At 60.6% G+C, this 17,236-nt stretch carries 18 protein-coding genes; all 18 read right to left on the reverse strand.

What is annotated here, in order from left to right; translation table 11 throughout:
• Position 1 precedes the first annotated feature (1 nt).
• Positions 2–1,420, reverse strand: a complete 1,419-nt coding sequence (gene pyk / locus NQ050_RS00660) for a pyruvate kinase (protein ID WP_257037309.1) — start codon at positions 1,418–1,420, stop codon at positions 2–4.
• A gap of 133 nt (positions 1,421–1,553) precedes the next feature.
• Positions 1,554–2,354, reverse strand: coding sequence for a prolipoprotein diacylglyceryl transferase (lgt, locus tag NQ050_RS00665; protein WP_257037359.1), 801 nt, complete (start codon positions 2,352–2,354; stop codon positions 1,554–1,556).
• 77 nt (positions 2,355–2,431) lie between these two features.
• Positions 2,432–3,250, reverse strand: a complete 819-nt coding sequence (trpC, locus tag NQ050_RS00670; RefSeq protein ID WP_257037310.1) for an indole-3-glycerol phosphate synthase TrpC — start codon at positions 3,248–3,250, stop codon at positions 2,432–2,434.
• An 82-nt stretch (positions 3,251–3,332) separates the two neighbouring features.
• Entirely contained in the window at positions 3,333–3,971 is a 639-nt protein-coding gene (locus NQ050_RS00675; RefSeq protein ID WP_373456403.1) for a TIGR02234 family membrane protein, read from the reverse strand.
• Positions 3,972–4,017: 46 nt separating this feature from the next.
• Positions 4,018–4,389 carry a phosphoribosyl-AMP cyclohydrolase gene (gene hisI / locus NQ050_RS00680; protein WP_257037312.1) on the reverse strand — a complete coding sequence of 124 codons (372 nt, stop codon included), beginning with the start codon at positions 4,387–4,389 and terminating at the stop codon, positions 4,018–4,020.
• The gene (gene hisF / locus NQ050_RS00685; protein WP_257037313.1) at positions 4,386–5,162 is read right to left on the reverse strand and encodes an imidazole glycerol phosphate synthase subunit HisF; all 777 of its coding nucleotides are present in this window, start codon (positions 5,160–5,162) and stop codon (positions 4,386–4,388) included. Before hisF ends, hisI begins: the two co-directional genes overlap by 4 nt.
• Before the next feature lie 27 nt (positions 5,163–5,189).
• Positions 5,190–5,987 carry an inositol monophosphatase family protein gene (locus NQ050_RS00690; protein WP_257037314.1) on the reverse strand — a complete coding sequence of 266 codons (798 nt, stop codon included), beginning with the start codon at positions 5,985–5,987 and terminating at the stop codon, positions 5,190–5,192.
• Entirely contained in the window at positions 5,984–6,712 is a 729-nt protein-coding gene (priA, locus tag NQ050_RS00695) for a bifunctional 1-(5-phosphoribosyl)-5-((5-phosphoribosylamino)methylideneamino)imidazole-4-carboxamide isomerase/phosphoribosylanthranilate isomerase PriA (protein WP_257037315.1), read from the reverse strand. Before priA ends, NQ050_RS00690 begins: the two co-directional genes overlap by 4 nt.
• 63 nt (positions 6,713–6,775) lie before the next feature.
• Entirely contained in the window at positions 6,776–7,408 is a 633-nt protein-coding gene (hisH, locus tag NQ050_RS00700) for an imidazole glycerol phosphate synthase subunit HisH (protein WP_257037316.1), read from the reverse strand.
• Positions 7,386–8,618, reverse strand: a complete 1,233-nt coding sequence (locus tag NQ050_RS00705) for an MFS transporter (RefSeq protein ID WP_257037317.1) — start codon at positions 8,616–8,618, stop codon at positions 7,386–7,388. Before NQ050_RS00705 ends, hisH begins: the two co-directional genes overlap by 23 nt.
• A complete protein-coding gene (locus NQ050_RS00710; RefSeq protein ID WP_257037318.1) occupies positions 8,619–8,807 on the reverse strand; it encodes a hypothetical protein in 189 nt (62 codons plus the stop codon). It abuts the gene before it with no gap.
• A 23-nt stretch (positions 8,808–8,830) separates the two neighbouring features.
• Entirely contained in the window at positions 8,831–9,493 is a 663-nt protein-coding gene (gene hisB, locus NQ050_RS00715; RefSeq protein WP_373456399.1) for an imidazoleglycerol-phosphate dehydratase HisB, read from the reverse strand.
• Positions 9,444–10,568, reverse strand: a complete 1,125-nt coding sequence (locus NQ050_RS00720; RefSeq protein ID WP_257037319.1) for a histidinol-phosphate transaminase — start codon at positions 10,566–10,568, stop codon at positions 9,444–9,446. Before NQ050_RS00720 ends, hisB begins: the two co-directional genes overlap by 50 nt.
• A gap of 23 nt (positions 10,569–10,591) precedes the next feature.
• Positions 10,592–11,905 carry a histidinol dehydrogenase gene (hisD, locus tag NQ050_RS00725; RefSeq protein ID WP_257037320.1) on the reverse strand — a complete coding sequence of 438 codons (1,314 nt, stop codon included), beginning with the start codon at positions 11,903–11,905 and terminating at the stop codon, positions 10,592–10,594.
• Between the two features lie 70 nt (positions 11,906–11,975).
• On the reverse strand, positions 11,976–12,611 hold the full coding sequence (locus NQ050_RS00730; protein ID WP_257037321.1) for a hypothetical protein: 636 nt from the start codon (positions 12,609–12,611) through the stop codon (positions 11,976–11,978).
• A gap of 59 nt (positions 12,612–12,670) precedes the next feature.
• Positions 12,671–14,242, reverse strand: coding sequence for an NCS1 family nucleobase:cation symporter-1 (locus NQ050_RS00735; protein WP_257037322.1), 1,572 nt, complete (start codon positions 14,240–14,242; stop codon positions 12,671–12,673).
• Between the two features lie 235 nt (positions 14,243–14,477).
• A complete protein-coding gene (gene preA, locus NQ050_RS00740; protein WP_257037323.1) occupies positions 14,478–15,857 on the reverse strand; it encodes an NAD-dependent dihydropyrimidine dehydrogenase subunit PreA in 1,380 nt (459 codons plus the stop codon).
• 5 nt (positions 15,858–15,862) lie between these two features.
• A complete protein-coding gene (locus NQ050_RS00745; protein WP_257037324.1) occupies positions 15,863–17,191 on the reverse strand; it encodes an NAD(P)-dependent oxidoreductase in 1,329 nt (442 codons plus the stop codon).
• Between the last annotated feature and the right edge of the window lie 45 nt (positions 17,192–17,236).

A 17,236-nucleotide genomic window follows, 5' to 3' on the forward strand; every position in this document is an offset into this window, starting at 1 on the left:
GTTAGACGTGGGTGTCCTCACCGAGCAGGTGCACGTGGATCATGTTGATGTTGCCTGGGATTCCTGGAGGAGTACCGGCCACCAGCACGATCATGTCATCCTTGGAGTAGCGATCCATGGAGAGCAGGGCCTTGTCGATCTCTGCGAGCATGGCGTCGGTATCCTCCACTGGTGGGCAGAGGAAGGTCTCCGCACCCCAGGTGAGTGCCAGTTGGGAGCGCACCTCTTGGTTGGGGGTGAACACCAGCAGTGGCAGGTGGGAGTGCAGGCGGGCAACGCGCTTTGCGGTGTCGCCGGAGGAAGTGAAGGCAACGAGAGCCTTCGCGTTGAGGCGCTCTGCGATGTCACGAGCGGAGTAGGAGATGATGCCGCGCTTGGTGCGTGGGATGTGGGCCAAGTCTGGCACACGGCCGTCCACTTCTGCGGACTGGACGATGCGGCTCATGGTGCGTACCACGTTCTGTGGGTCGATGCCCACGGAGGTCTCACCGGAGAGCATCACGGCGTCGGCGCCGTCGAGCACAGCGTTTGCCACGTCGGATGCCTCTGCGCGGGTTGGGCGCAGGTTCTCAATCATGGAGTCCAGCATCTGGGTTGCCACGATCACTGGCTTCGCGTTTTCGCGCGCGATCTGGATGGCTCGCTTCTGGAACAGCGGCACCTGCTCCAGTGGGCACTCCACGCCGAGGTCACCACGGGCAATCATGATGCCGTCGAAGGCGAGCACGATGGATTCCAGGGCATCCACGGCCTCTGGCTTTTCCAGCTTTGCGATCACCGGGCAGCGGCGGCCTTCCTCATCCATGATCTGGTGGACCAGCTCAACGTCTGCTGGGGAGCGGACAAAGGAGAGAGCGATCATGTCCACGCCGAGCTTCAGGGCGAAGCGCAGGTCGCGGATGTCCTTTTCCGAAAGTGCGGGCACGGAGATGTCCATGCCTGGCAGGGAAACACCCTTGTTGTTGGACACGGGGCCGCCTTCCACGACCTCGCACACCACGTCATTGTCTTCCACGCGCAAGCAGACGAGGGCAACCTTGCCGTCGTCCACCAGGAGGCGGTCGCCTGGCTTCGCGTCCTTGGCCAGGTTCTTGTAGGTGGTGGAGACGCGGTCGTGGGTGCCTTCTACGTCTTCCACGGTGATGCGCACGATTTCGCCGTTGTTCCACACGGTTGCGCCGTCGACAAAGCGCCCCAAACGGATCTTCGGGCCCTGGAGGTCAGCGAGGATGCCCACTGCCCTGCCGGTCTTGTTGGTGGCCTCACGAACCCAGTTGTAGTTCTTCACGTGATCTTCGTGATCACCGTGAGACATGTTCATGCGGGCCACGTTCATGCCAGCCTCAACAAGGCCGAGGATTCCTTCCTCGCTTGCAACGGCTGGGCCTAGGGTACAAACAATCTTGGTACGACGTTCCATGCCATAAACCCTATCCTTGAGCGCTACATACTGCTAGGTGAACACGGTGTTTTGGGAACGCAAAGCCAACAAAACCCGCCCAAACCCTGGGAAAAATCGGGCATGAGCGGGCATATTCAAAGATTTTTAAGGTTTAGCGATTTTTCTCACAGTCCCGGCCTTTCGGCAATTTTGCAAAAATCGCCAGCGCAATCAGGCAGCTCAGTGCAGCAACAACTGTGTTTACGCGTAGCCCGAAGATCATCATGGACTCGCTGATCCGGAAGTTCTCCAGAATCATGCGGCCAAAGGTATAGCCCGCAACGTAGAGTGCGAACACCCGGCCGTGCCCGAGCTGGAAGCGGCGGTCCGCCCACAGCAGCAGCGCAAAAATCAACACGTTCCACAACAGTTCGTAGAGGAACATCGGGTGTACGGTGTCCATCACCTGCCCGTTGGACACGCCGGTCAGCGGTGCATATTGACCCGCCTCGTTCACGCGGTAATAAATCTCCAGCGCCCAGGGCACATCTGTGGTGGCGCCATACAGCTCCTGGTTGAAATAATTGCCCAGCCGCCCGATGCCTTGGGCCAGGATGATGCCTGGCGCGAGGGCGTCGGCAAAGGGTGCAAAGGGGATGCCCTTTTTGCGCAGGTAAAGCCACACGCAAAGCGTGCCCAGCGCCACCGCACCCCAAATGCCCAGGCCGCCGTTGGTGATTTTGAAAACGTCCATCGGGTTCTGGCCGGGCCCGAAATAGAGCTGGTAGTCCGTGATCACGTGGTAGAGGCGCCCGCCGATGATGCCTGAGATCACTGCCACGATCGCGGCGTCGTACACCACTTCCCCGTTGCCGCCACGGGCTTCGTAGCGCTTCTTGCCAATCCAGATTGCGGCCACAATGCCGAGGATGATCCACAGTGCATAGGCACGCACCGGCACGGGGCCAAGCATCCACACACCTTGTGGAGGGGATGGGATGGCGGCAAGATTCAGCACATTCACAGTGCGAATTCCTTTCAGGTTGGTGGTTAGCGCGAGGGGCAACTTGGGTGTTGGCCGGCGGCAACAAGCGCTTGAGTTGCCTCCCTGGGGTTGGAGGAGGTGACGATCGTTTCACCGATCACCACCGCGTCCGCCCCGCTCGCTGCGTACGAGAGTAACTCAGAGGGGTCACGCACGCCGGAGAGCGCCACCCTGATGATCCGGCTGGGCAGCCCCGGCGCAATCTCCTGGAATGCCTTGCGGTTGAGCTGCATCGTGGCAAAGTCTCGGGCATTCACGCCGATGATACTTGCGTGTGCGGCCACGGCCCGGCTTGCTTCCTCCGGAGTGCGCACCTCTACTAATGCCGCCATGCCCAGGGATTCCACGCGGTCAATGAGCGCTTCAAGGCGGGGTTGTTCCAGCACCGCGGCGCGCAGCGGGATCATATCAGCCCCGTAGCAGCGCGCTTCATGCACCTGATAGGGGTCCACAATGAAGTCACGGCACAAAATGGGCACTTCCACCGCGCTGCGTACCCTCAGCATTTCCTCTAGGGAGCCGTGGAAGCCGCGTTTCGACGTATGGCATGCAATCACCTTCGCCCCACCCGCCTCGAGCTCGCGGGCCAGACGCTCCGGGGCAGCAATATCCGCAATCACTTCCCTGCCCGGGGCAGTGCGCTTAATCTCCGCGATCACGGTACATCCGGGCTGCAGGAGAGCTGCAAGGGCGTCCCTGGGCTCGGGGCACGCCCGCGAGCGCGCCTTGATCTCCTGAAAAGGCACCTTGGCCTCGCGCTTTGCTACCTCTTGGAGGACTCGGGCCACGATCTGCTCAGAGACGCTGGGCCTGACACTGGGCATTCCTCGCCCCCTTCCAGCCGGTGGTGTGATGTGCCCAAGATTACTTCCAAGAAGCCGGGTGGGAAAAATCGCGGGGGTGTATTTAGCCCCTGGCGTCGGTGCCTGGATCAGCAGTGGGATCAAGGTCAGCGTCGATGGCGTCCCACATGATCCGCTCAGAGTCGGGATCCTCCGCCAAATTCTCCTTGGCCCGTTCCTTGCGCGCCGCCGCTCGCTCATACTGGGTGTCTGCCGGGCGGTTGTGGCCGGGGCGCAGCGCCAAGAGCACACCGCCGACGAGCGCAAGGCCGCAGCCCAGCAATGCAAGCACCGCGGCGAGCGGTTGCACGGTGATGTGGGTGATCTCCGCCCAAGAGTTCAGGGCAGCACCATCGCGCAGGTGGCCGGTGGCGGAGCCAGAGGTGAGGATCTGGTGGGCGCGGTCAAAACTGGGGTTGCCCGCGAGGACCTGCACCGCGGAGATCGCGCCACCAGCGGCAGCCAGCGCTACGACCACCCCGACGATCCTACGGCCCCACACACGCAACGCCAGGCCGGCAATGCAGCCCGCCAGCAGGATGAGAGCAACTGCGGAAAGCTCGGTGGACCAGGTCCCACCCACGATCGGGACCAGTTGCTCGCCGGCTTTGTCATCAAATGCCTGGACTTCCAGCCAGGTCATTCTGGAGGAAAGCCACGCCATCGCCGCCCCAACCGCGATGAAAGCCGCTGCGGGTTTCACCAGGGAACCCTGTTTATGTGCCACGTCTGCCACGGTACTTGCCCTCCTAGTTGGCGCTGGAAAGGAGTTGGTCTGCGTCAAAACAGGTGCGGTCCCCGGTATGGCAAGCGCCACCCGTCTGCTCCACTTTGAGCAGCACGGTGTCACCGTCACAGTCCAGGCGCACCTCCGTCACGCGCTGGGTAGCGCCGGAAGTCTGGCCTTTGATCCAGTATTCCTGCCTGGAGCGGGAGTAGTACGTCCCCTGGCGGGTGGCCAGCGTGTAGGCCAGTGCGTGGGAATCCATCCACGCCATCATGAGCACTTCCTGGGTGTCCGCGGCCTGCACCACCGCCGGAACCAGGCCCTGTGCATTGAATCGCACGCGTGCCTCAATGGCGGGGTCAAGCTGATATGCGCCCGGATCAGCAGAACTCATAGCCGCACCTCAAAACCCGCCTGAGCAATCGCCTGCTTGACTTCCCCGATGCCCACTTCGCCGAAGTGGAAGATGGACGCCGCGAGCACTGCGTCGGCACCCGCGGCCACCGCTGGTGGAAAGTGCTCCGCCGCCCCGGCGCCGCCGGAGGCAATCACGGGGATGGACACCGCAGCGCGCACTTTTTCCAACAGTTCGAGGTCAAAGCCTTCCTTGGTGCCGTCGCCATCCATTGAGTTGAGCAGGATCTCCCCCACTCCCAGTTCCTCGCCTCGTAGCGCCCACTCCACGGCATCAAGTTCCGCACTCCGCGAACCCCCGTGAGTGGTTACCTCAAACCCACTTGGTTGAGGCTTGCCGCCTTCGGGCACCCGGCGCGCATCCACGCTAAGCACGATGCACTGCGCACCAAAGCGGTGGGAGAGCTCCCTGAGCAGCTCTGGGCGGGCGATTGCAGAGGTATTGACGCTGACCTTGTCCGCACCAGCACGAAGGAGTTGGTCCACGTCCTCCTCGCTGCGCACGCCGCCGCCTACTGTGAGCGGAATGAACACCTGCTCCGCGGTTCGTTTAACCACCTCAAGCATGGTGCCACGGCCCGCTTTGGAGGCGGAGACGTCGAGAAACGTGAGCTCGTCGGCGCCTTCGGCGTCGTACTTGCGCGCCAACTCCACAGGATCGCCTGCGTCTTTGAGTCCCTCAAAGTTCACGCCTTTGACCACGCGGCCGTTATCAACGTCCAAACATGGAATCACGCGCACTGCTACGCCCATTTCAAGGACTCCTTCCAGTTCAATTGCTCACTCGGGGTGCGGGAAACGGAACTTCTCCATGGTACTCATCAGGGCCTCATGCGCCCGCGGGGAGCCCACCACCACCCCTTCCGCGCCGGGCACCCAGGGGTTTCCCGCGAGGTCAGTGACCACTCCGCCGGCGGCGCGCACCAGCACCACGCCCGCCGCGTTGTCCCACACAAACGGGCTTAAGGATACCGCACCGTCAAAAATTCCCGCCGCGGTATAGGCTAAATCCACTCCTACGGACCCGGTGATCCGCGGCCGGAGGTAGGTTTTGGAGATTTCCGCCAGCCATCCTTGGCGCAACTGGGAGGAAAAACGCGATTCCCGCGGCGAGGAGATCGAGCTAAACCCCACGTGTGCCGCGATGATCGGACGGTCCTCAAGTGGGGGCTGTGCCTGGCCGTTGAAAAACAGCGGCGAGCCATCAAATGCGCCGAAGCGTTGCCGCGCCATGGGCACTGAAGTGATGCCCAGGACTGGGGTGCTGTCCACCAAGAGTGAAATGAGGATCGCCGACATGGGGTTGCCGGCGGCGTAGTTTGCGGTGCCGTCGATGGGGTCCACCACCCACATCGGGGAGCCGGAGTCCCCGCCGAACTCCTCCCCGAACACCGGGATGCCGGTGAGCGTGGTCAAGGTGGTGCGAAGGTAGGCCTCGATCTCATGATCGGCCTGGGTGGCAAAGTCCGCACCCGCTTTGAAGTGCTTGGGGGCTGCGCCGATGCTCGCCATAAAAAGCCGTTCGGCGTCATCGGTGACTGCCTCGGCTATGTGGTAGAGCTCGCGCGCATCACTCATAGAGCATCCAGAGCCTCGCGCAGGGTGAACCTTCCCTCGTAGAGGGCTTTGCCGATGATGGCGGAGTCAATGCCCTCTTCTTCATACTTGGCCAGTTCCAACACATCTTCCAAGGCGGAAATACCCCCGGAGGCCACGATCTTGGCGTCGGTGGCTGCAGCGACGTCCCGCAGGAGGTCCACGTTAGGGCCGCTCAGGGTGCCGTCTTTGGAAACGTCCGTCACCACAAAGCGCTGGCAGCCCTGCGCATCGAGGCGCTCGAGCACTTCCCAGAGGTCACCGCCGTCCGAGACCCAGCCATTGCCGCGGGTGCGCCACTCACCATCGATGTTGCGCACGGCGATGTCCACCGCAACCTTGTCCCCGTAGCGGTCCAGCACCTTGGCAATCCACTCTGGTTTCTCCAATGCCGCCGTGCCGATGTTTACCCGCTTCGCACCGGTGGCCAGGGCGCGCTCCAGGGAGGCATCGTCGCGGATACCGCCGGTGAGCTCCACAAAGATGTCCAGCTTTCCGGTGATTTCCGCCATGAGCTCGTGGTTGGACCCGCGATTGAAGGCGGCATCCAGGTCCACAAAGTGCAGCCAGGTTGCCCCCTGCTCCTGCCACTTCAGTGCGCTTTCCAGCGGCGAACCATAGGACTTTTCGGTGCCAGCGGCACCTTGGTCAAGGCGAACGGCTTGCCCATCCACCACATCCACTGCGGGCAGGAGTGTAAACGTCATGGCACAAAAGCATAGCGCGAACCCCCGAGCCGCCGCACCCTACTTTTAGCGGCTTCCAGCGCTTTACAGAGTGGCCAGCCAGTTTTCCAGAAGGTGTGCGCCCACGTCCCCGGACTTTTCCGGGTGGAACTGCGTTGCCCACAGCGGGCCATTTTCCACGGCGGCCACGAAACGCTCGTCCTCGTGCTGTGCCCAGGTGACCAGCGGCGGGGTGGTGAGCCCGTCTGGCTCGAACTCCCAGGTACGCACGCCGTAGGAGTGCACAAAGTACACCCGCGCCTCTGGGTCAATGCCAGCAAACATTTGGCTGCCCGCGCCTGCTTGCACGGTGTTCCACCCCATGTGCGGTAGCACCTTTGCGTGCAACTTTTCCACCGTGCCGGGCCACTGACCACAGCCGTCGGCGGTGATGCCGTGCTCGGTGCCGCGCTCGAACATGATCTGCATGCCCACGCAGATCCCCAGCACGGGCCGCGATCCGGCGAGCCTTTGGCCAATCATGCGATCCCCTTTAACCTTCCGCAACCCCTCCATGCATGCAGCGAACGCGCCTACGCCGGGGACGAGGAGGCCGTCGGCACCGAGTACGATCTCCGGATCACTCGTGACGGTGACGTCCGCCCCCACCCGTTCCAGGGCGCGGTGTGCGGAGCGCAGGTTGCCGGAGCCGTAATCAAGCAGTGCGACAGTTTTCATGCTTGCCCATATTAGTGCACTGATTCGCACACACGGCAGCAACCCCCACCAAGGCCAGGCACGCCGCAACCGCAAACGCCACGGTGTACCCCTGCTGCGCCGCCACGAATCCCAGCAGGAAGGAGCCGGTGCCCGTACCTGCGTCAAAAGCGATGTTCCACACCGTTGAGGCCTCCCCGGTGCGATGCCGGGGCACCCGCAGGAACATCTCCAGCATGGACTCGGTCTGCACCAGCCCAAACCCTGCCCCAAACAGCGCCGCCGCCAGCAGCAGGCACCGAGGATCCCAGGCCCACCCAAGCACGCCGACGATCACCGCCAGCCCACTCGCCGCAATCAGCAGCGCCGGCAGCATGGTGGTCCCCGGCCTCCCAAGCCTGTCCGCCAGCGCCCCCGCAGCAAAGCGCGAAAGGATCTGCGCGCCGCCGATGACCGCAAAAATCACGCCACTCGACGCCGCAATTTCCGACGCCGCCCCCGCCGCACCACTTGCTGCGAGTGCCGCGGGCAAGAAGGAGGAAATCGCACCGAAGCCCATGGAAAGACTGGAAAGCGCGAGAGCCGGGGCGATCATCACGCGCAGGGTGGAGTCTTGCGTGATCTGGCCGGTAGGTGTTTCGGGTGGTTCAGGCGCCGGCACATTGGGCATCCACAGCGCGAGCACCCCGGCGAGCAGCGCCACCGCTGCACCGGTGAGAAACACCCCCGCGTAGCTGTTGGTGCGCTCGGCGATAGCGAGCCCAAGCGGCAGGAAGATCATTTGGCTGATCCCCACAGCAGCACCAAGGATTCCTGTTGCTTTCCCCAGCATGCTTGGGGCAACGATCTGGCCCAGCAAGGCGTATTGGGCAACGCAAAGCGCGCCAAAGCCCGCACCACGCAGGGCCGCCACTACCAGCACACTAATGGGGTCCATGGCCACCAAATACCACAACGCAGGAAGGCCAAGCAGCAGCGCGGATGCCACCATCACGGCCCGGTAGCCGAACCGCTGGATCAGCTTGTTGGTGAGCAGTTGGGTGGCAACCGTTGCCGCCATGAACACGCCCGTTGTAGCCCCGCCCAAGGCCTGGGATCCGCTGGACTGGATCACCGCGAGCGGCACGGTGGGAAAAAGTACGGACAGCGCCGCGAATGCCGCGGGCACCGCCACCATGGTGGGGCGAAACCCGGGGATCCGCAGCACTGCTGCAAGTGATTGGTTGGCCATTTAAAGGTTCATGGCTCCGAAGGCCCAGAACAATCCACCAATGAGGGCCACCGCTGCGCAGGCACCAAGGGCAATGGTGAGCACCTTGCTGCCGGACTCGGACTGGTAGCTCGCCCAAGTGGCACCCACCAAGAGGCCGGCGGCCATGAACAACAGGTAGACAAGCCAGGAGTTATCTTCAGAAACCATAATCTTCCTGATCTTCTTTGGCGCTAGAGGGCGCCCTTGGTGGAGGGGATGCCGGTGAGGCGGTCGTCTGCAGAGACGGCCTCGCGGATCGCGCGGGCAACCGCCTTGAACTCTGCCTCGGTGATGTGGTGGGGGTCGCGCCCGTAGCGGCAGTTCACATGCAACGTGGTGCGTGAGTTGAGCGCCAGGGTTTCAAAGAAGTGCTCGTTGATCACCGTTGCGTAGTGCCCGCCGATGATGGAATGCACGATGTGCTCAGGCTCGCCGTTCATCACAAAGTAGGGGCGGCCAGAGAAATCCACCACGGCCTCCACCAGCGTTTCGTCCATGGGCAGCAGGAAGGAGCCGAAGCGCTTAATGCCGCGCTTATCCCCCACCGCCTGCGCAATCGCCTGGCCGAGCACGATCGCCGTGTCCTCTACGGTGTGGTGCGCGTCGATATGCGTGTCCCCCTTTGCGTGCACGGTGAGGTCAAAGGCACCGTGGACGCCGAAGGCGGTGAGCATGTGGTCGAAAAATGGCACGCCGGTGTCAATATCCACCGTTCCGGTGCCGTCCAGGTCAATGGTGACGGTGATGTCTGACTCGCTGGTGGTGCGGGTGATCGTTCCGATTCGAGACAAGATGTACTCCTGGTTAGTGCTTGAATTGCTGCACAACGTGTTCCGCTGCGTGCAGGAAGGCATCGTTTTCCGCGGCGGTGCCAATTGTGACGCGGAGGTAGCCCGGTACACCGACGTCTCGGATCAACACGCCCTGATCCAAAAACGCCTGCCACACCTGGTGCTGATCCACCTGCTCACCCACTGCGAAGAACAGGAAGTTGGACTCAGAATCCACCACTTCAAAGCCCATGCCCTGAAGTGCTGCCTGCACGCGCTTACGTTCGGAGATGAGCATGTCTACGGTGGCCAAGGTGTCTGCGCTGTGGCGCAGCGCGACGATCGCGGCGGTCTGGGAAAGGACGGACAGGTGGTACGGCAGGCGCACCAGCAGCACGGCCTCCACGAACGCCGGTGCCGCGATGAAGTAGCCCAAACGCCCACCTGCGAAGTCGAAGGCCTTGCTCATGGTGCGAGACACCACGAGTTTCGCAGGGTATTCCTCCAACAGGGTCACCGCACTTGGCGCCTCGGAGAACTCCGCGTAGGCCTCATCCACGATCACCACGCCGGGCGCTGCATCAAGGATGGTGCGGATCTCATCCAGGGTGCTAATCCCGCCGGTGGGGTTGTTCGGGGTGGTCACAAAGATCACCGAGGGCTGGTGCTCTTCAATTGCCGCTAATGCACTGGGCATGTCAATGGCAAAGCCGCGCGCTGGGTCGCGTGGAACAGACACAAACTCCGTTTGCGTGCCCGTGGACAGGATGGGGTGCATGGAGTAGCTCGGCTGGAAACCTAGGGCCTTGCGGCCGGGGCCACCGAATGCTTGGAGGAGCTGTTGCAGGACCTCGTTGGAACCGTTCGCCGCCCACACATTGGCTTCAGTGACCATCACACCCGTGCGCTGGGTAATGTACGCCGCCAGGGCTGCGCGCAGCTCCACCGAGTCACGCTCCGGGTATCGGTTCAGTTCGCGCGCCTGCACCGCGATTTCGTGTGCCAGCTCTTCAATGAGTGCGTCCGAGGGCGGGTAGGGGTTTTCGTTGGTGTTGAGCCGCACGGCAACTTCCAACTGCGGGGCACCGTAGGCGGATTTGCCTTGGAGTTCCTCGCGCAGAGGGAGGTCGTTGAGCGTGAGGCTATCTAGGTTGCTCATGGTTTCCTTGTTGTGGATGGAAGTTATTGCAGTTGTTCAAAGCGGCAGCGAATCGCCTCACCGTGGGCAGGCAGGTCTTCTGCATCCGCCAGGGTGATCACGGTTTCGGAGATTTCTTTCAACGCGGCTTCGTCGTACTCGATGAGGTTCACCGGACGCAGGAAGGTGTGCGTGGACAACCCGGCGCTGAACCGGGCGGTGCCAGAAGTTGGCAGCACGTGGTTGGATCCCGCCGAGTAGTCGCCCAGTGGCACCGGGGAAAAGCCGCCCACGAAGATCGCGCCCGCGTTGCGCACCCGACGTGCAACCTCCGGGGCGTGCTCGGTGTGGATCTCCAAATGCTCCGCTCCGTAGGCATCGGCCACCCGGATGGCTTCGTCGAGGGTGTCCACCAGCACGATGCCCGACTGCTTGCCGCGCAGCGCTTCCTCAACGCGGGAGGCGTTGCGGGTCACACCAAAGCGCGCCTCGATCTCCTTATTCACGGCCTGCGCGAAGGCCTCGGAGTCCGTGATGAGCACGCTGGCTGCAAGCACATCGTGTTCTGCCTGGCTAATGAGGTCATATGCCACCCACACTGGATTGGCAGTGGCGTCCGCGATGATCGCGATCTCGGTGGGGCCAGCCTCAGAATCAATGCCAACCACACCGCGGACCTGGCGCTTCGCGGCGGTAACAAAGATGTTGCCGGGGCCGGTAATCATGTCTACCGGCTCGAGCCCGTGGGCGTCATCGCCGTAGGCCAACAGCGCCACGGCCTGCGCGCCGCCGGTTGCCCACACCTCATCCACGCCCAACAGTTTCGCCGCAGCCAAAATAGTGGGGTGTGGCCATCCGCCGTGGTCTGCCTGCGGCGGAGAAGCCACCACCAGGGTGCCCACACCAGCTTCCTGCGCTGGCACCACGTTCATAATCACGCTGGATGGGTACACCGCGTTCCCGCCCGGCACATACAAGCCCACACGCTCCACAGGCAGGAACACCTCGGTTACCGCGCCACCCGGCGCGAGCTGCGTGGTGTGCTCCGCTGGCACCTGATCCGCATGCACCTTGCGAACCCTGCTGATGGACTCCTCAAGCGCCCCTACAACCTTAGGATCTAGGTTGGCCAGGGCTTCGTCGATAATGCTCTGCGGGACCCGCACGCTCTCAGGGCGGACCTTGTCAAACTGCTCGCCGTATTCCAGGGCAGCCTCCGCGCCGCGTTCGCGCACCGCCTCCACCACGGGGGTGACGATGTGCGCCACGGAAGCAACGTCTGTGCCACCGCGCGGCAGTGCTCGGCGCAATTCACTCGTGGTGGTGGTTCGACCTCTCAGGTCAATGAGGGTGAGCATGAGGTTTCCTTTTTGCTGTTTGAAAAGACGTGAGGTTGAGCTCTAACTGACTTAAAACTACAGGCAAATTCTAGATGTGCCGTGCCGGCAAAGCAGAATCCGCGCGGGTGTTTGGCAGCCACACCACCATCGCTGACCAGTACAGTGCCACCGCCGCGAACCCGCTCCACAGCGCACCGGCGATGCCCACGGACACCCACGGAACAATGGTGATCATCTCCCCCACCTGCGGCGCCTCGGCCGCGTGACTCCGAAACGTCTGCACCACCTGCCTGCCAAGCAGGAGAAACACCTGCGCACCAAGAATGTTCCACAGCCCGACCCACAGCAGCATAGGCAGCGAAAAAGGATCTTCCTGGTGCTGAGCCTGCGCTCGCGCCCGCACCGCCGCCCACACGCTAAGCATCGCCACGATAGTGGTCAAACCCAAAAAAGCGGCAAAGGCGGAAAACTCCACGTTCACCTCGGTGCCGAACGCCAGGCCGTCGCCCTCAGTCCCCCACGCCGTGTAACTTGGGCGCAGCGCACCCCACGCCGCCCCCAGCAAGGCATTGCCCAGCACACAATGCATCACGACGAGCGCAAACGCCCCAACCACACCGGGAACCCGCGCGCGCGAAGCATGCGGGTACTCGGTAGGTTGTGACACTGGTTCTGGTTCGTGAGCTGGTGCGGAAGCAGGTGGGGAAGCAGACACTTTTGGCATGAACGTTAGGCTACTCCCAAGGCGGGACATGCCGCACCAATGCTCTATTTATTGCTCCATTAGTGGAGGGCACCTTTGGTTTCGGGTACGGTTCGGGGGAAGTTGATGGTTTCCTCTTCATTTCTCTTTCTGATCAACGGAAAGCTCAGCAACAGGTACACAACGAAGCCAATGAAGAAGCTGGCAAGCCAGTTGTAGTCATAGAGATTTTGCAGGATCGGGATAAACCCGTGCTCCGGAAATGGTCCAGTTTTCACCCCTCCTACCACCGGTGAATACGCACCGCCCACTGCAAAGAACGCACCAATTCCGAACGCTGCTAAGGCCCTGAGGTTGAACCCACTGTTGTACCAATAACGCCCTTCCTGCATGAATAGTTGCGGCACGTTGAGCTGAGTATTTTTGAGTACCCAATAGTCCGCAACCATCACCCCACCGATCGCCCCGGTCACTCCGCCGTAGAAGCCCAGCCATACGAACACGTATGACTCGGGGCTTTCCAATAGGCGCCAAGGCAAGAGGACTGTGCCGATCGTCATTACGATCACCACCCCGATGCGGAAATCGATCGCCCTTGGGAAAGCGTTGGTGAAGTCGAGTGCCGGGCCGACCATGTTCGCCGCCACATTGGTGGAGAAGTTTGCCAGCACGATGATGAGAGAACCGAGCACCACAATCGCTGGGTTGCCGAGTGCCCGAACGAGCGCGTCGGGACTCCACAGGTCATTTGGGGAAACTTGGTACACCGCTGCGGCAGTGGAGGTAATAAGAATTGCTACCAGCGAGAACGCGAACATGGAAAGCGGCAGACCGACCATTTGGCCACGCATTTGCGACTTTTGGTCTTTGGCAAACCGCGTGAAGTCTGGCATGTTTAGCGAAAGTGTGGCCCAGAACGCAATGTTCGCCATCAACCCTGGTGGGAACACTCCCAGCCAGAACTCTTTGCCCCAGCCAACTTGGCTTGGTTGGTTCACCACTGGTCCCAGGTTGCCTCCCGAGCGAACCAGGAGGTACACCAGCAAGACGATCAGCGCCACGGAAATGAGTGGTGCTGCAAATTGCTGGAGCCGTTTCACCGCTCCAAATCCCTTTGCGATCACCCAAACTTGGGCTACAGCGCAAAATAAGAAGCACGCCCAAAGAGTGATCCTCTGTTCACCTACGAAACCTAGGGAGAGTTTTGGCGCTTCCGTCCAAGCCGATCCCACCAGCGCCCCAATCCCAAGGTCGAGGGCCAGCGCAGTAAGCCACGTCTGAATTCCTGCCCACCCACATCCCACGAGTGCTCGAAGTAATGCTGGGATGTTTGAGCCCCTAATCCCAAAACTGGAACGAATGAACACGGGGAAGGTGATGCCGTGTTTTGCGCCAGCGTGGCTATTGAACAACATCGGCACCAAGATAATGAGATTGGCGAGCACGATGGTGAAAATGGCTTGGAGCCAGTTCATACCCATTGCAATCAACGATGCTGCCAGTGTCCAAGTGGCAGCGTTAATCGCCATACCAACCCAAAGTGCCAGATATGTTCGTGAGCCCCAAGTACGGCTGCCCGGTGAAATTGGGCGAAGATCAGGGTTAATAAGCCCTTTGGCAATTACTGGAGAAGCTGAATTATGAGTATCCATTTTGGGATCTCCTTCTGCTGTGCGCAATGAAATGCAATAAAGCGAAACCCGGCTCTTTTCGCTGTTGAAAAGCGCGGATCCACAAAACCGCCGGAATACATGGAAGAAGAAAATGTACAGATCTTATGAGTATTCGGACCGAGTTGGCCCCGCCTAAGCTGGGCCAGGGCCAACCCCAGCAAAATCCCAGGAAAATACCCCTGCGAATACGGGAGGATTCGATTAGTGAAATTGGTTAGTGAATATCGATGCCCACCGACTTTCGATAGTCCAGCATCACGTCCCAATCATTTGCCACTTCCGGTTGAGCAGCCGTGAGTTCATTCCACGTCACTGACTCCCTACCGGAATCCACCGTCACCATTTCAATGCATCCGGAAACTGGGCAAACGTTCGCGCACAGCGCGCATCCCACGCAGTCGCTTTCGCGGACCTTCGGCACGGGGCGAAGCTCAAGCGTTGCCTTACCATTGATTGCCGGGTTGATCCCAGGGGCAACCACTTGACCTTCTTGATTCAGCAGGTCAATGCACTGGTGCGCCGTATCGTGACAAGCCGTCACGCAAAGGTTGCAGCCAATGCACTTTTCCAGGTCAATCCGCGCCACGGACTTGTGTGCAAGGTTGAGATCATTGAACTTGGAATGGGTAGCAAGTGCTCGCCCACGGAAGTCCTCCAATGAGGCAAATCCTTTGTCATCCATCCAGTTGGAAAGGCCCTCACAGAGGTCTTCAATGATTCTGAAGCCGTGCGTCATCGCCGCGGTACAGACTTGGAGGCTGGTTGCTCCGAGAAGCAGAAACTCTGCGGCATCTTTCCAGGTGGCAATGCCTCCCATTCCTGAAACAGGAACTCCAGAAGCGATCACCTCCTCGTCGTGCATCACTTCCGCGAGCATGTGGAGCGCGATGGGTTTCACCGCAGGACCAGCCATGCCCCCGTGCGTGGACTTCCCGCCAATGGTCGGCGAGACAATAAAGGAATCCAGATCCACTTTGGATACCGAGTTGATCGTATTAATCAAGCTCAGCGCATTCGCCCCTCCCGCGAGACCTGCGCGTGCTGAGGTGGTGATATCGGTGATGTTTGGTGTGAGCTTGACGATCACCGGTACCGACGCCGCCGCGGTGGCCAGCTGCGTGTTCAGTTCACACAGCGCAGGATTTTGACCAACCGCCGACCCGAGACCTCGTTCAGACATGCCCTGCGGGCAACCGAAGTTAAGTTCGATACCATCCGCACCTGCGTTTTCTGCAGCCTTGACGTAGTAATCCCAGGTTTCTGGCTTCGCGTCAACCATGATGGAGACGATCATCGCCCTGTCGGGCCATTTATTTTTGATCTGCTCGATTTCTCGTAGATTGGTTTCCAGTGGACGGTCCGAAATCACCTCAACATTATTGATCGCGAGCATGCGCTTGCCTTCTTTGGTAAACGAGCCGTAACGGTTGGAAATGTTCAGCACCGGCGGACCGATGGTTTTCCAAACAACTCCGCCCCAACCTGCTTCAAACGCCTTGTCCACTTGGTATCCAGAGTTGGTCGGTGGCGCAGAAGCGAGCCAGAATGGGTTTGGGCTCGATATGCCGGCAAAATTGGTGGTGAGATCAGCCATGATTGCTACTTCCCTTCGAGATACTGGTGGATTTGTTCCGCAGCAAGTTTGCCGTCCTGAACTGCCATAACCGTTGATGCGTCTCCGTGGGTGCGGATTGCGTCACCGCCTGCGAACACATTGGAGAGCGGCCCAGATGAAGCGAAGTCCGAAGTGGCAAAATAACCTCGCTCCAGATCAAGGCCAAAACCGGTTACGTCGTCGTATTTCTCCTGTCCGATTGCGGATAGAACGAGGTCGCAAGGGATGATGACGTCTTCTTCACCGGAGGGTTGCACACCTGCACGCCCGTCAGCACCGGCCCCCACGGTTTTCATTCGGGTACAGCGCAAGCCGGTGACATTGCCTTCCTCGTCGGTAACCACTTCAGCCGGGTTGGCGAGGAATTGGAATTCGATCCCGAAACTGGTGGCAAATTCGTATTCCGCGTCGAACGCGGTCATTTCCGCTGGTGTACGTCGGTACACCACGGTAGCTTGAGCGCCCATTTGGCGCGCAGTGGTTGCTGCGTCAATTGCGGTGTTACCGGCGCCGATAATCGCAACCCGATGAGGTTCGAGTGCACATTCCGGGTTGGTCTTGAACTCCGAGATGAACTCAAGACCATCCACGATCTTCTCTCCACCGGGTATTTCTAGTTGTGGCACACTGCCTAGGCCTGTAGCAATAAATACCGCGTCGTATTGCTCAGCGAGTTCATTGAGGTGGCTCGCGTCGCGAAGCTCCGTGTTGGTGCGCACCTTGACGCCAAGTGCTTTCACCATTTCTACTTCGTGCTGGGCAACTTCGATTGGTTCGCGCAAGGTAATGATGCCGTAGGTGGAAAGGCCACCCGCGAGTTCTTTGCGCTCCCAGATCTCTACTTCATGCCCAAGCTGCGCGAGGTGTGCCGCAGCGGATAGTCCGGCGGGGCCAGATCCCACAACGAGCACCTTCTTCTGGGTTGGTTCTCCAGGCTCGAACGGCTGCACACCCTTGCTCGCCAGGTGATCGGTTGCGTGCCGCTGCAACCTTCCGATGGAAATGGGTCGCTCGGTCTTATTCAGTACGCATGCACCTTCACACAGCTCCTCAACTGGACAAACCCTTGCGCAGGTTCCGCCGAGGAAATTTGATTTGAGGATAGTCTTTGCCGCACCAGTGAGGTTTCCGGATCCAATCTTTTTGATAAATTCCGGAATGTCGATGTGGGTAGGGCAAGCCTGCATGCAGGGGGCATCGGCGCAGTATAGGCACCGATTTGCTTCAAATTGCGCGTCCGATTCACTCATCGGCGGATGAATTTGCGCATCCCTTAGGGCTGGGAAGGGAAGGTGTGCAACATTTGAAGTCATGTTGGCTCCTCTATGGGTGAGAAAACTGAGCGCCCCTCAAGGCGC

Source organism: Corynebacterium sp. 122RC1, assembly GCF_024580955.1.
Classification (GTDB): domain Bacteria; phylum Actinomycetota; class Actinomycetes; order Mycobacteriales; family Mycobacteriaceae; genus Corynebacterium; species Corynebacterium kozikiae.